Here is a 12,523-nt window from a genome sequence, read left to right as displayed (position 1 = left end):
TTACAAGGGACTCGTAGTTGCCGCTCACCCGAACGTCAGAGGCGCTATTCGGGAGGGCACGTGGTATTGGTGAGCAGCCAAGCGGCGTCGATCAGGGCGATGTGCGAGAACGCCTGGGGGAAGTTGCCCAGCTGCTCGCCGGTCCGCGGGTCGATCTGCTCGGCGAAGAGGCCCAGATCACTGGCCCGTCCGGCGAGGCCTTCGAACATCGCGATGGCCCGTTCACCCTCGCCAACGAGGGCCAGGCACTGCACCAGCCAGAAGGAAGCCAGGAGGAAACCCGCCGGATCGCCGGGCCAGCGCCGGACCAGGCCACCGCTGGACAGTCGCTGTTCAATGAGTTCGATCGTGGCGCGCATCCGCTCGTCGGTCGCGGGAAGGAAGCCAACCAGCGGCATGATCAACACGCAGGCGTCCAGCTCGTCGGAGCCGAACGCCCCGGTGTAGGCGCCGACCTCGGCGCGCCAGCCCTGTTGCAGGACCGCTGCGCGGACCTCGTCTCGGGCCGATGCCCACCGGGCAAGATCCTCGGGACTGCCCAGCGCGGTGCCGAACCGCACCGCCCGGTCAAGTGCCACCCAGCACAGCACCTTCGACGACACGTGGTGCCGTTCGACGTCCCGCGCCTCCCACATCCCGGCGTCCGGCTGGCTCCAATCCCTGGCGGCCGTGTCGGCCAGCGCCGCCAGTAGCTGACGGACGTCGGCCGGCATCGGATCCAGCTGGTTCCGCAGCGTCCATGCTGCATCGAGGACCTCGCCGGGCACGTCCAGTTGACGCTGTCGCCAAGCGTCGTTGCCAACCCATACCGGCCCGCTGCCGCCGTATCCGCGCAGGGTCTCCAGCTTGCGTTCGGTCAGATCGCGTTCGCCCTCGACGTCGTACATGATCGGAGTGGGTTGGTTGCCCGGCTGGCCGACGGCTTGGGCGACCCGGGTGAACAGCCGGCCCGCCTCGTAAGGGCAGGCCGCCACCTTCAACGCCCGCAGGGTCAGGGCGAAGTCGCGCACCCACGTGTACCGATAGTCGTAGTTGCGGTCCGAGCCCAGCTTTTCGGGCAGCGATGTGGTCGCCGCGGCAACGACCGCCCCGCTCGGCTGATAGGTCAGGCCCTGCACCACCAACGCACTGCGCCGGACAAGCTCCGGGTAGCGACCCGGGTAATTGTGCGCCCGACTCCACGATTCCCAAGCTTCGATCGTATCGGCGAGCGCGGCGCCAACGTCCGTCATCGGCGGCTGCCCCCCGCCGTACGTCGGGGTGTAGGCCAGCGCGAACGTCTCCCGTTGCCCTTCACCGACGGTGACCTGCGCTGACGCGTCACCGTCGCGGCACTCCAGGGGAACGCTGGCACTCATCGTCAACGTCGTCGGCCCGGCCGTGACCGCCACGCCACTGTCGTGCTGCGCAAGATACGCGGTCACCCGACCGTACTCGAACCGTGGGGCGAACGACATGACGACCGGGACCCTGCCGGACAGTCCTTCCACCATCCGTAGCAGTACCCGGGGCGGCCGCAGCCCAATGTGCACCCGAGCACCGGGTTCCAGGGCCAGCGCGTCGGTCAAGGCGACCGTGCCCTGCTGTGTGGTGAAGACCGTACGCAGGACCAGGGTGTCACCCAGGTAGGAGCGGTCGGCGTCGAACTGGTCGCCCGGCCGCACGAACCAGTGTCCGCCGTCGTCATCGAGCAACCGGGCGAACACCGAAGGTCCGTCGAACCTTGCAGGGCACCACCAATCCACCGACCCGTCGCGACTGACGAGCGCCGCGGTCAGGCCGTCGGCGAGAAACCCGTGCTCACCGATCCGCTCGTTGCTCACCGAACGACCCGCGACTGCGGACAGATCCCGACCGGCCCTGCCGCAGGACCCCTGCACCGAACGGACATGATCACCCCAAAGGCGCTCGGCGTTCTCCCTCAGCGCTGGGCGACTACCCCTGGCCCCCGGTTCTAACCCCGGAACTAATCGGTGAACGGGCTCAGCATCGGGCCCCGGCAGTGATCACCTTTCCGCCTGCTGGCTGGCATTCTTGAGCGCGATGTCGCGCCCTCGGTGTGTGCGGCGGGTCGCAGCGGGTAAGGGTCGCCCGTCGACGCAGGGACTTAGGAGTGAGCGATGCGCACACGGCACGCCTCCGCCGATGATCTCGGCTCCGTAGGCTACGCGTTCCTGCGCTCCGCACTGGCGACGAACATCTTGTGGATCGGTGCGCTCAAGTTCAAGCAGTACGAGGTCGAAAACGACGAGCCCCTGGTCACCTCGAGTCCGCTGTTCTCGCGGTTCCGCGAGAAGTTGGGCGCACAAAAGCTCAACCGGCTTATCGGGGTGACAGAGATCGCCCTGGGCTCTCTGATCGCCGCGAGGCCGCTTGCGCCCAGAGCGTCGGCGATCGGCAGTTTCGGGGCGGTCGGGATGTTCCTCACCACGCTCAGTTTCCTGGCGACGACGCCCGGGGCTCGGCAGGAAGGTCAGGGGATGTTGAGCCTTTCTCAGCTGGGGCAGTTCCTGTTGAAGGACACGGTGCTCCTCGGTGCCGCTCTCCTGACAGCTGCCGAGTCGTTGCGCGCCGCCCGCCCTCGGTAATCCCCGGCAGGGCGCTCGGGAACAACAGATCCACTGGCACGGATGGGTCCGGGTGAGGCTGGCTGTCCCTGGCCACCGAAAGCCGTATGTGAGGGGCCGCACGGAGTTATCGCTACTGCCGACGTGGAGACCGCGATCGCTGCGGCGCGGGCGGCTACGGGTTGCCTGCCGGGCGTTGGGTTTGTCGTCGGCGCATCACGCCGTACATCGCGCGGGCGGTAGGCGGCGCCGGGGCGGGCTCGGTGTTGTCGGCGCGGTACGAGGAGATCATTAGCGTGGCGAAGCGGCGCCAGGCGTCGGGGGCGACGTCGCCGGTGACGCTGATGAGGCCCGCGTTGGCGATGAGCAGCATGGCGATGTCTTCGGCGGTGAAGTCGGCGCGGACCTGCCCGGCGGCCTTCGCGCGGCTGATCAATTCGGTCACTGCCCGATAGGCACGCTGGCGCTCGGCTTCGACGTGCTTGGCCTGCGGCTGTGCCGTGATCAGCACGTCGCTGAAGCCTTGGTCGTCGGCCTGCCACTGGCACATGCGGTGCAGCAGCCTGGTGAGCCCGTGCCACGGGTCCGGGTCGGCGAGCGCTTCTTCGGCGGCATCGGCGTAGCTGGCCATGTTCGCCGTGAAGATCGCGGCGATGAGTTCGTCGCGGCTGGCGAAGCGGCGGTAGAGCGTGCCGACGCCGACGCCGGCGCACTCGGCGATCTCGGCCATCGGCACGTCCAGGCCGTGCTTGGCGAACATGCGGCGGGCCGCGTCGATGATCCGGGCCCGGTTGCGGGTGGCGTCGGCGCGCAGCCCGTCGGGCTGTCGGCCGGCTGTGGTCGAGGTCATGTCCACCATCGTACCGACAACCGGAATATGTGTGTCCGGTTGCGTGCTACGGTTCACGCAACCGGACGAGACCATTCCGGATCGCTTGCCGAGTCTTGAGGAGAGACGAACATGCGCGCAATCGTGGTCACCGATTTCGGTGCCACCCCGGTCCTGACCGACCTGCCCGAGCCGACGCCCGAGCCGGAGGAAGTGCTGGTGCGGGTTACCGCATCGTCGGTGAACGGCATCGACGCGATGGTCGCCGCCGGGACAACCAAGGGGATGATGGAGCACCGCTTCCCGGTCGTCGTCGGCAAGGACTTCGCCGGCACCGTCGCCGCCGTCGGCTCGGGGGTGTCGCGGTTGACGGTCGGTGACCCGGTGTTCGGCGCGGTGATCAAGCCGGCCCTCGGCGACGGCGCGTTCGGCGAGTACGTCACCGTCCCCGCTGGCTACGTGACCAGAATTCCGGCCGGGCTGGACCACACCGCCGCGTCCGCGTTGGCTTTGGCCGGCACCGCCGCCCTCAACTCGGTCGACGCGGTCGCTCCGACCGCCGGTGAGACCGTGCTCATTGCCGGCGCGACCGGCGGCGTCGGGGCGTACGCGATCCAGTTCGCCGCCGCCCGCGGCGCCACCGTGATCGCCACCGCCAAACCGGGCGCGGAGGCCGAGTTCGTGCGCGACCTCGGCGCCGCGCACACCGTTGACTACACCGGCGACCTGCCCGCGCAGGTGCGGGCGATCGCCCCGGACGGCGTACCCGCGGTGCTGCACCTGGCCGGCGACGCCACCGCACTGGCCGACCTGCTCGCCCCCGGCGGACGCCTGGCCTCCACCCTCGGCTTCGGCCCGGACGCGCTGAACCGCCCCGACGCCACCGCGACCGCCATCTGGGCCAACCCCGACCAGGCCACCCTCGACACCCTCGCCGAACACGCCGCGGCCGGACGGCTCCGCATACCGGTCACCGCCAGCTATCGCCTCCACGAAGTACCCAAGGCGCTGGCTGACTTCGCCGCCGGCACCCTCGGCAAACTCACCATCACCATCGACTGACCCGTCAAGCGGCTCGCCGGCCACACCGGCGAGCCGCGGTCTACGGGGGACGAGATGCGGCAGCAGCCGGCCGTAAAGCCGGGTGCTGTCCGGGAAGCCGTGCATAGCGCAACTCACTCAGCGGAGCGAGAGTTCTGCTAATTCACGCGATCGAGGGAACATCATGACTGAGGAACGTTTTCGCAATTTGTTTCGCCCGACCGCGCTGCGCCGCGGTCATAAAGTGGCGCTGCTGTCGGCTGCGCTGGTAACCGCCGCGATGGCCGCCACCGCAGGCGCACTCGGGCATGAGCCCACCGCTCCCGGCGCGGCAGCCGCCTCGGGTTCGCTGCTCACGGCCGATGTTGCGCCCGCCACGGCCACGGCCGCGCCCGACCCGGACACGGCCACCGCTCAACCCGCGGCTCCGGCGGCCCCATCCGAGAAGATCCTGGACACCTCGTTCGAGTATCAGATCAACTTCTACTACTGCGGCCCGGCCGCGGTGCACAACGCCCTGACTGCCCGCGGCATCGACGTCAGCCAGGAGAAACTCGCCAGCGGGCTGGGCACGACGGTCCACGGCACGGATTCCGCCTTCGACACGACCCGCATGCTCAACGGCGCGATCGGCGCCGACGTGTACCAGACGAAGGAGATCACGGGTCAGGAAGCCACACCCGCTCAGATGGACCAACTGCAGGCTGACGTCGTACACGCGATCAGCAACGGCCATGCCGTGGTGGCCAACATCATCGGCGGCGCGACCGACGCCAGCGGGGTCCGGCACGACTTCTCTGGCGGCCACTACGTCACCCTCGTCGGCTACAGCGACGACGGGCGTGCCGTGAAAGTCGCCGACGCCTCCGGCATGTACGGCTCCAACACCTACTGGATGAACACGATCAACATGGCCAACTGGATCGCCACCCGCGGCTACTCCGCCTGACCGCACCACGCCGCGCGCGGCCGAATGTGTGCCCGCTGAATGCGCTCGGCGCAGGCGTCGTACCGGTCCAGAGCCGATCATCCTCCTTATAGCGGCCTAACTTGTTCGAATCACGGGGCAGTGCGCTTTCGAATAGAATGGGCCGGGCGCTATCTGGTCAGGCCATTGTCGGCACAGCGTCGCGGCAGGTCGATGTCGGGGTTACCTGGCACGCCCCGGCCGCACTCGCGTCGACGAGGTTCGTCAGCCTCTCCATGAGCCCGACTTTCGATATGATTCGATTTTACGCTCGTCAATGGACGCCTACGCATTATTGAGAGACCGGAGAAATGGTTACCGTGAACAGAAGTCTTCACGCCGACATTCTCGTCATCGGCTTCGGCAAGGGGGGTAAGACCGTCGCCGCGAAGATGGGCCGGCTCGGCAAGCGCGTCGTGCTCGTGGAGCAGTCGGACCGCATGTACGGCGGCACCTGCCCCAACGTGGGCTGTGTACCGACGAAGGGACTCGTCCACCGTTCCCACAAACGCCGGCCGGACGACCCGGCGCAGGACTGGTACCAAGAGTCTGTCCGGGAGGTCCAGGCAATCCGAGAGATGATGCGCCGCGGCAACTTCGACGCGTTGAACAGCATCGAGACCGTGACGGTGCTCACGGGGCGTTCCACCTTCACCGACCCACACTCCGTCAGCGTCATGACGGCCGACGAGCAGCTCACCGTCACCGCCGACACCATCTTGATCAATACCGGCTCCGAGCCGGCCATTCCCGACATTCCCGGCCTTGCTGGCAGCAAGCGCGTCCTGACAAGCACCGATCTGATTGAGACAACGATCCTGCCGGCGCGACTCGCGATCCTCGGCGGCGGGTACCTCGGCATCGAGTTCGCCTCCATCTACCGCGCGTTCGGCTCCCAGGTCACCATGTTCGTGCGCGCTGCCAGGCTCCTGGGTCGGGACGACGATGACATCGCCGCCGTGGCCGAGAGCATCCTGGCGGGCGACGGGATCGAAATCGTCACCGGTGCACAGGTAACGCAGGTACGCGACGGCGACAGCGGCGCGACGGTCGTCTACGACAAGGACGGCCAGCAGCACAGCGTCGAAGTCGACGCCATCCTCGCCGCCGCCGGCCGCGTGCCGGCAACGCGCGACCTCGGGCTGGACGCCGCCGGCGTCCGCACCACCGAGGCAGGAGCGATTGAGGTCGATGAGTACCTGCGGACGAGCCAGCCGCACATCTACGCCCTCGGCGACGTCAAGGGCGAAGCAGCGTTCACCACCTATCTCTCGCTCGACGACAGCCGCATCGTCCTCGACCAACTCACCGGCGAGGGCCGGCGCACGACGACCGACCGGGTCGTAGTCCCCCGCACTCTGTTCATGACCCCGCCACTGGCGACCGTGGGGATGACAGAGAGAGAAGCCCGCCAGGCTGGGCACCGGGTGAAAATCGCGAGCCAACCCGTCGCCGAGATCGTGGCGATGCCTCGGGCATACGCCGTCGAGGAGACCCGCGGCGTGATGAAGTTCGTGATCGACGCCGAAACAGACGAGATTCTCGGCGCCGCCCTGCTGAGCGTCGACGCGCAGGAAATCATCAACACGGTCGCACTCGCCATGCGGCACGGGATCAAGGCAGCCGAACTCCGCGACGCCGTCTACACCCACCCGAGTTCGACCGAAGCGTTCAACGACGTACTCGCCACCATCGTGCGAGTCGACGAATCGTAGGAAGCAGTTCCTGGTCGCCCGGGCGCACCCGATGCTGTCCTGTGATTTCTTCACCGTCGACACCCTGTGGCTCAAACCTGCTGATGGACCTCGACCAGCGGGTGACCACCTTGCGGTTCCTGCTTCGCGACGGCGATACGAAAATCACCGCGGCCTTCGACGCGGTGTTCACCGCCGCAGGCATCGACGTGATCAAGACTCCGCCGCAGGCGTCCCGGGCGAAGGCGTTCGCCGAGCGTTGGGTGGGCAGGGTACGCCGGGACTGCATCGACCGGATGCTCATCGTCGGCGAGCGGCATCTTGCGGCGGTGCTCGGCGAGTAATCAGATCATGCGTCGTAGCGCGGTCTCCACGGCATCGATCAGCGGATCACCTTCGGTCCGTGGGTGCCGTGTGAGACCGAGCTCGACGTCCGGCAGGGTGGGCAGGGCGTCCGCGTCGTGGCAGGCCATGACCGGTTCGAGGTTCGCGGGCATGAGCGCCGCGACGCCGAGACCGGCCCGTACCGCGGCGAGCACACCGACCAGGCTGTTGCTTTCGAACGCCACCCGCCAGCGCCGATCGGCACGTTCGAGCGTTTCCAGCACTGACGTACGCCAGAAGCACGGGTTCGAGAACAGCACCACCGGCAGCGGATCGGCAGCCACGTCCACACCCTGGCCGATCGCCCAGACCAGCGGGCGGCGTACCGTCCAGCGCGGCGGCCCGGGAACGTACGGCACCTCGTCGAGCACGAGTTGGACGCGGCCCGCGTCGTAGGCCTCCCGCATCGCGGCGTTGGAGAAGGTGAGCACCTCGAGCGTGGCGCCGGGGTGCACCCGGGCGAGGTCGGCGAGGGCCTGTGGAAGCTGGGACGCGGCGAGGTCTTCGAGCAACCCGACGCCGCAGTGGCCGGTAAGCGCGCGCCCGGTTTCGGTGAGTGCCTGTGCGGAGAGCGAGAGAATGCGTTCGGCGTACGGCAGGAGTTCCTCACCCGCCCGGGTCGGCGAGACCCCAGACGTCGACCGGTAAAGCAGCGGACGGCCGACGGCCCTCTCGAGCTTGCGCAACTGCTGGCTGAGCGCGGGCTGGGTATGTCCGAGCGCGGTCGCGGCGCGGCTGATGCTGCCCGTCCGCACGGCGGTGACGAAAGTCCGCAGCAACGCCGTCTCAAGATCTCGGGCCATAAGCATCCATTATGCCAGGTCCAATGAATTTACCACTTCCTATGATGTGACGGAAAATCTAGCGTCACGCAGGTGACCAGATACCGACAGGTACTCGCCGTGCCAGGGATGGCATCGCTGCTGGGCGTCTCGCTGCTCGCCCGTGCCGCGATCACGGCTGACGTGATGGCGCTGACGATGTATGTCGTGCTGGGTCTGGACATGAGCTACGCGGCAGCGGGTGGTGTCGCGGCGGCTCTGACCGCCGGGGTGGCGCTGGGCGGGCCGCTGCTTGGCCGCATGATCGACTGGCGGGGCCTGCGTCCCGTGCTGCTGGTAACTGTCGTACTGCAGGTCGTGTTCTGGCTGAGCGTGCCGATCCTGCCGTACGGGATCCTGCTGGGCGCCGCCTTCGCGGCGGGTCTGCTGATGGTGCCGGCCCAGCCGGTGACCAGGCAGGCGATCGCCGCGATGACGACGGCGGGACAGCGCCGGGCCGCGTTCGCGCTGGAATCGGTGCAGGGCGAACTGTCGTACATCGTGGGCCCGGCTGTAGTGATCCTTTGTGCGGCGAAGATGTCCCCCGATGTGGTGACGTGGGGGGTCGGCGCCACGATCGCGGCTGGCGGAGCCGGGATCGCCTTGCTCAACCCGCCGCTGCGTGCCGAGGACGAGGCGGATGCCGGCGCGGCCGGACGGCCCCCGCGCCGGGAGTGGCTGGGCGCCGGGATGATTGCCGTACTGACGATGGCGTTCGGCGCCACGACGCTGCTCAGCGGCGTCGACCTCGCCATCGTCGCCACGCTCGAAGAAGCAAATCAGATGTCGTGGGCCGCCGTGGTCGTAGCCGTGTTCGGCGTGGCCTCCGTCGCCGGCGGGCTGATTTATGGCGCGCTGCCCCGGCCGCTGCCCACGTGGCTGCTGCTCGGCTTGCTCGGGCTCGTGACGATTCCCGCCGGGCTTGCCCACGACTGGCCCTGGTTGTGCGTGGCCGTTGTCGGCGCCGGGCTTCTCACCGCGCCGGCCCTTTCCACGGTGGCCGACGCGGTGAGCCGGCTGGCGCCGGCCAGCGTGCGGGGTGAGGCGACAGGTCTGCAATCCTCGGCGCAGAGCGCGGGTTTCGCGCTCGGATCCCCGATCGTCGGGGTGGCGATCGACGTCTCGGTGCCAGCGGGCGGCTTCGCGGCGGCCGGGCTGGCCGGCCTCGCCGCCGCGCTGGCTGGATGCCTGCTGTCCCGCCGCTCGCCCGCCCGAACGCGGTCTCCGCTCAGCGATCTCGGCCGCGCCGGGGCACCGGACCTTGAGCCGTGCGGGGCCGGCGCCCGGCCTGCGCATGAGGTACGGGCCCGTGCCGACGGCCGCGCCGCTCCGGTACGAGTTCCGCACATCGGCTGTGAGTGCGACCACGACTGCGGGTTGCCGGCCCAGCAGAGAATCGGCGCGTCCGCGACTCCTTGCTGATGCGCTCGTCGAGCCTGGCCAGCGCGCGGTACCTCTCGTCCGGCGACGCGTGCGCGTAGATCGTCATGGTGGCGTCCGGCGCGGAGTGGCCCGCGGTCTCTCGGATCGCAGTGGCGGACCACCGCCTACAGGTCAACGCGCAGCTGTTGGGCGTTGCTGGTCAACGTCTCGAGGAGACAGCTGATCAGGGGGTGTTGGCGGGTGCCGGGGCGGATGGCGGCGTACAGGGTGCGGTGGATGTGAGGCCGGCGGACGGATAGCAGCCTGATCGGGCTGTGGTGCCCGGTTGTGGTGGGTATGGCGGTGCTGGGGAGCAGGGTTACGCCGTGGCCGGCCGCAGCCAGGGCGGCGGCCACGGCGAAGTCGGCGCAGTGTGCCACCACGTGGGGTTCGTAGCCGGCCAGGGCGCAGGAGCGCTGCAGGATCGTTTCGCAGGAGCTTCCGGCGGCCGGGGCGATCCAGCGCTCGTCGCGCAGCTCAGCGAGGTCGACGTCGGGCCCGGTGAGATGGTGGTCGGCGGCGACTGCGACCAGCAGCGGCTCGGTGAACAGGTCGATGCGGTCTTGGTGTACGGGCCGCCGGTGCGGCGCGAGGCCGTATTCGCCGGCCAGTGCAAGGTCGAGCTCGCCGCGGGTCAGGGCCGGCAGGCTGTCCTCCGGTTCGCGCTGTTCGATGCGCAGATCCACTTCCGGTGCAGTGACCCGCAACGTGGCCAGCACGGCAGGCACCAACGCGACACCGAGCGTGGGGATCGTGCCGATGGTGAGCGTTCCGCGCAGCGTGCCACCGATGGTCGCCATGTCGGCCTCAGCGGCCTCCAGCGCGGCAAGCACCTGACGGGCATGTCCGGCCAGGCGGTGACCGTTCGCCGTCAACCGGGCGGTGCGGCCGCTGCGGTCGACCAGCGGCAGGCCGACCTGACGTTCGAGCGCGGCGATGTGCTGCGACACCGCCGGCGGGGTGAACGTCAGGGCCCGCGCGGCGGCGGCGACGCCACCGTGCTCGGCCACAGCCAGTAGGACCCGCAGGCGACGAACGTCGAGCATAAAGCGACGCTACAAGATAGCTACAAGACTTGTTAATGGCACTTACGGGACGGCCTCGGCAAGCTAGCGGCATGATCGGTAATCAACGAGTCGCTGCCGCGGTGGCAGTGACCCTGACGCTGTGGGCCTCGGCGTTCGTGGCCATCCGGGTGGCCCTGCCCGGGTTCGGCGTGGCAGGCCTGTCGGTTGGGCGCCTCGTGGTGGCGTCGCTGATGTTGGCGGTGATCGCCCCGCTGCTGGGTGTGCGCCGACCTGCCCGCTCTGACCTGGCCCGCATCGTCGGCTGTGGCCTGACCGGCATGACGGCCTACCAGATCCTGCTCAACGCCGGCGAACGCAGCGTGCCGGCTGGCACCGCCAGCCTGCTGGTCAACACCGCGCCGATCGTCGCCTCCGTGCTCGCCGTGATCCTGCTGCGTGAGCGCCTGCCCCGGCGCACCGTCGTCGGTCTGGCGCTGGGATTTACCGGCGCCGCAGTCATCGCCCTCGCCGAAGGTGCCGGATTCACGCCCACAAAGGACGCGCTGCTCGTCCTCGGCGCGGCCGTCGCCCAAGCATCGTTCTTCGTGCTCCAGAAGCCCCTACTGGTTCGTTACCGAGGGCTGGAAGTTACCTGTTACGTCGTGTGGTCGGGCACGGCGCTGTCCCTGCCGCTGGCTCCTGCTCTGGTTCGCCAGGCCTCGCAGGCCTCCGGCGACGCCGTCATAGCGCTCCTCTTCCTCGGCATCGCTCCCAGCGCCCTCGGCTTCGTCACCTGGGCCTACGCCCAAGCCCGCCTGTCGGTGGCCGCGGCTGCCACCTCCCTGTACCTGGTGCCGGTACTGGCCATCGGCATCGGTTTCGTCATCCTCGGCGAGAACATCTCCCCTGCGGCGCTGCTCGGCGGCGCGGTCGTGCTCGTCGGTGCCGCGATCAGCCGCCGGAAAGGCACGGTCGCAGCGGTGGGTACCGACGCCGGCCCGGGACCGCAGACGCCATCCGCAAGTTTGGCCCGACCAGCCCGTCAGGTCACCGACGTCGCCCACTCGCAGCACTAGATCAGCAATCGCAGGTAGGAAAGGATGCCCACCATGGATCTTGTTGCTTCACTGCCCGCTTTTGTCGCTGCGGTCGTGCTGATCTCAGCGTCACCAGGTCCAGCGATGGCGTTGATTCTGCGCCGCGCCGCCATGAAGGGGTTTTCCGGCGCCGTCCCGACCGTGCTCGGCCTGGAGGCCGGCCTCTACCTCTGGGCGTTGTTCGCCGCCGCCGGTCTGGCGGCTCTGGTCGCGGCGTCTGAGGTTGCCTTCATCGTGCTTCGTGTCGTCGGTGCAGGCTTCCTGCTGTATCTGGGAGTGAAGGCGTGGCGGACGGCGTGGCTCAGCCGCAAGGCCGGTACGGGTCTGGAACTCCATGACGGCACGCCATCGAGTTCGACACATGGCTGGTCGAAGGCGTTCGGTGAGGGCGCGGTGGTGATGCTGGCGAACCCCAAGGCCGCCGCATTCATGATCGCGTTCTACCCGCAGTTTGTACCCGGGGACCGGCCCTTGTTTGCCACGACTGCACTCCTCGCCCTGCTTCAGGTCGTTATCGAGATCGCCCTGTACCTCACGCTGGCCGCAGTGGTGGGGCGTGCCGGCGCGTGGTTCCGCCGGCCAGCGGTCCGCCGTCGACTCGATGCCGTCAGTGGAACTGTTCTCATCGCCCTCGGCCTACGCATGGCCGCTGAGACCCGTTAACCAACGATCAGCGTCTTCGCGCCAGAGCCCC

At 68.7% G+C, this 12,523-nt stretch carries 12 protein-coding genes; 8 read left to right on the top strand and 4 right to left on the bottom strand.

The genetic code is table 11. The features are described 5' to 3' along the window. Nucleotides 1-44 precede the first annotated feature (44 nt). Complete coding sequence (locus GA0070624_RS05475) at nucleotides 45-1,823, bottom strand: glycoside hydrolase family 15 protein (RefSeq protein WP_091337207.1); 1,779 nt, start codon at nucleotides 1,821-1,823, stop codon at nucleotides 45-47. A gap of 297 nt (nucleotides 1,824-2,120) precedes the next feature. Here GA0070624_RS05475 and GA0070624_RS05470 point away from each other — a divergent pair, with 297 nt between their 5' ends. Beyond that, on the top strand, nucleotides 2,121-2,588 hold the full coding sequence (locus GA0070624_RS05470) for a YkgB family protein (RefSeq protein WP_091337205.1): 468 nt from the start codon (nucleotides 2,121-2,123) through the stop codon (nucleotides 2,586-2,588). Between the two features lie 154 nt (nucleotides 2,589-2,742). Here the strand turns inward: GA0070624_RS05470 and GA0070624_RS05465 are convergent, their stop codons facing one another. Next, on the bottom strand, nucleotides 2,743-3,492 hold the full coding sequence (locus GA0070624_RS05465; RefSeq protein WP_218105114.1) for a TetR/AcrR family transcriptional regulator: 750 nt from the start codon (nucleotides 3,490-3,492) through the stop codon (nucleotides 2,743-2,745). 36 nt (nucleotides 3,493-3,528) lie between these two features. Between GA0070624_RS05465 and GA0070624_RS05460 the strand changes: the two genes are divergently transcribed. From GA0070624_RS05460 to GA0070624_RS05445, 4 genes are all read left to right on the top strand, one after another. Next, a complete protein-coding gene (locus tag GA0070624_RS05460) occupies nucleotides 3,529-4,458 on the top strand; it encodes an NADP-dependent oxidoreductase (protein ID WP_091337203.1) in 930 nt (309 codons plus the stop codon). Between the two features lie 82 nt (nucleotides 4,459-4,540). After that, a complete protein-coding gene (locus GA0070624_RS05455; RefSeq protein ID WP_245718668.1) occupies nucleotides 4,541-5,386 on the top strand; it encodes a C39 family peptidase in 846 nt (281 codons plus the stop codon). A gap of 338 nt (nucleotides 5,387-5,724) precedes the next feature. Continuing rightward, nucleotides 5,725-7,119, top strand: a complete 1,395-nt coding sequence (locus GA0070624_RS05450; RefSeq protein ID WP_218105113.1) for an FAD-dependent oxidoreductase — start codon at nucleotides 5,725-5,727, stop codon at nucleotides 7,117-7,119. Nucleotides 7,120-7,202: 83 nt separating this feature from the next. Beyond that, the gene (locus tag GA0070624_RS05445) at nucleotides 7,203-7,442 is read left to right on the top strand and encodes a hypothetical protein (protein WP_091337197.1); all 240 of its coding nucleotides are present in this window, start codon (nucleotides 7,203-7,205) and stop codon (nucleotides 7,440-7,442) included. Here GA0070624_RS05445 and GA0070624_RS05440 read toward each other — a convergent pair whose 3' ends face one another. After that, nucleotides 7,443-8,285, bottom strand: coding sequence for a LysR family transcriptional regulator (locus tag GA0070624_RS05440; RefSeq protein ID WP_176731604.1), 843 nt, complete (start codon nucleotides 8,283-8,285; stop codon nucleotides 7,443-7,445). 72 nt (nucleotides 8,286-8,357) lie between these two features. On the opposite strand from GA0070624_RS05440, the gene GA0070624_RS05435 reads away from it, so the two are divergent. Next, nucleotides 8,358-9,725 carry an MFS transporter gene (locus GA0070624_RS05435; protein WP_218105112.1) on the top strand — a complete coding sequence of 456 codons (1,368 nt, stop codon included), beginning with the start codon at nucleotides 8,358-8,360 and terminating at the stop codon, nucleotides 9,723-9,725. A gap of 125 nt (nucleotides 9,726-9,850) precedes the next feature. On the opposite strand, the gene GA0070624_RS05430 is transcribed toward GA0070624_RS05435, so the two are convergent. Continuing rightward, a complete protein-coding gene (locus GA0070624_RS05430; protein WP_091337193.1) occupies nucleotides 9,851-10,771 on the bottom strand; it encodes a LysR family transcriptional regulator in 921 nt (306 codons plus the stop codon). A gap of 107 nt (nucleotides 10,772-10,878) precedes the next feature. Here GA0070624_RS05430 and GA0070624_RS05425 point away from each other — a divergent pair, with 107 nt between their 5' ends. Continuing rightward, nucleotides 10,879-11,808 (top strand): DMT family transporter, encoded by a 930-nt coding sequence (locus GA0070624_RS05425; protein ID WP_218105111.1) that lies wholly within the window; start codon nucleotides 10,879-10,881, stop codon nucleotides 11,806-11,808. 33 nt (nucleotides 11,809-11,841) lie between these two features. Next, the gene (locus GA0070624_RS05420) at nucleotides 11,842-12,492 is read left to right on the top strand and encodes a LysE family translocator (RefSeq protein ID WP_091337189.1); all 651 of its coding nucleotides are present in this window, start codon (nucleotides 11,842-11,844) and stop codon (nucleotides 12,490-12,492) included. Nucleotides 12,493-12,523: the final 31 nt, after the last annotated feature.

The organism is Micromonospora rhizosphaerae, assembly GCF_900091465.1.
GTDB classification, from domain to species: Bacteria; Actinomycetota; Actinomycetes; order Mycobacteriales; family Micromonosporaceae; genus Micromonospora; species Micromonospora rhizosphaerae.
The sequence above is the reverse complement of the archived record's forward strand: the minus strand, read 5'-3'. Positions and strand labels throughout refer to the sequence as shown.

Coding starts and splice junctions, on each gene's coding strand:
- GA0070624_RS05470 (WP_091337205.1), top strand. CDS start 2,121: ATGCGCACACGGCACGCCTCCGCCGATGATCTCGGCTCCGTAGGCTAC.
- GA0070624_RS05465 (WP_218105114.1), bottom strand. CDS start 3,492: ATGGTCTCGTCCGGTTGCGTGAACCGTAGCACGCAACCGGACACACAT.
- GA0070624_RS05460 (WP_091337203.1), top strand. CDS start 3,529: ATGCGCGCAATCGTGGTCACCGATTTCGGTGCCACCCCGGTCCTGACC.
- GA0070624_RS05445 (WP_091337197.1), top strand. CDS start 7,203: ATGGACCTCGACCAGCGGGTGACCACCTTGCGGTTCCTGCTTCGCGAC.
- GA0070624_RS05440 (WP_176731604.1), bottom strand. CDS start 8,285: ATGGCCCGAGATCTTGAGACGGCGTTGCTGCGGACTTTCGTCACCGCC.
- GA0070624_RS05430 (WP_091337193.1), bottom strand. CDS start 10,771: ATGCTCGACGTTCGTCGCCTGCGGGTCCTACTGGCTGTGGCCGAGCAC.
- GA0070624_RS05420 (WP_091337189.1), top strand. CDS start 11,842: ATGGATCTTGTTGCTTCACTGCCCGCTTTTGTCGCTGCGGTCGTGCTG.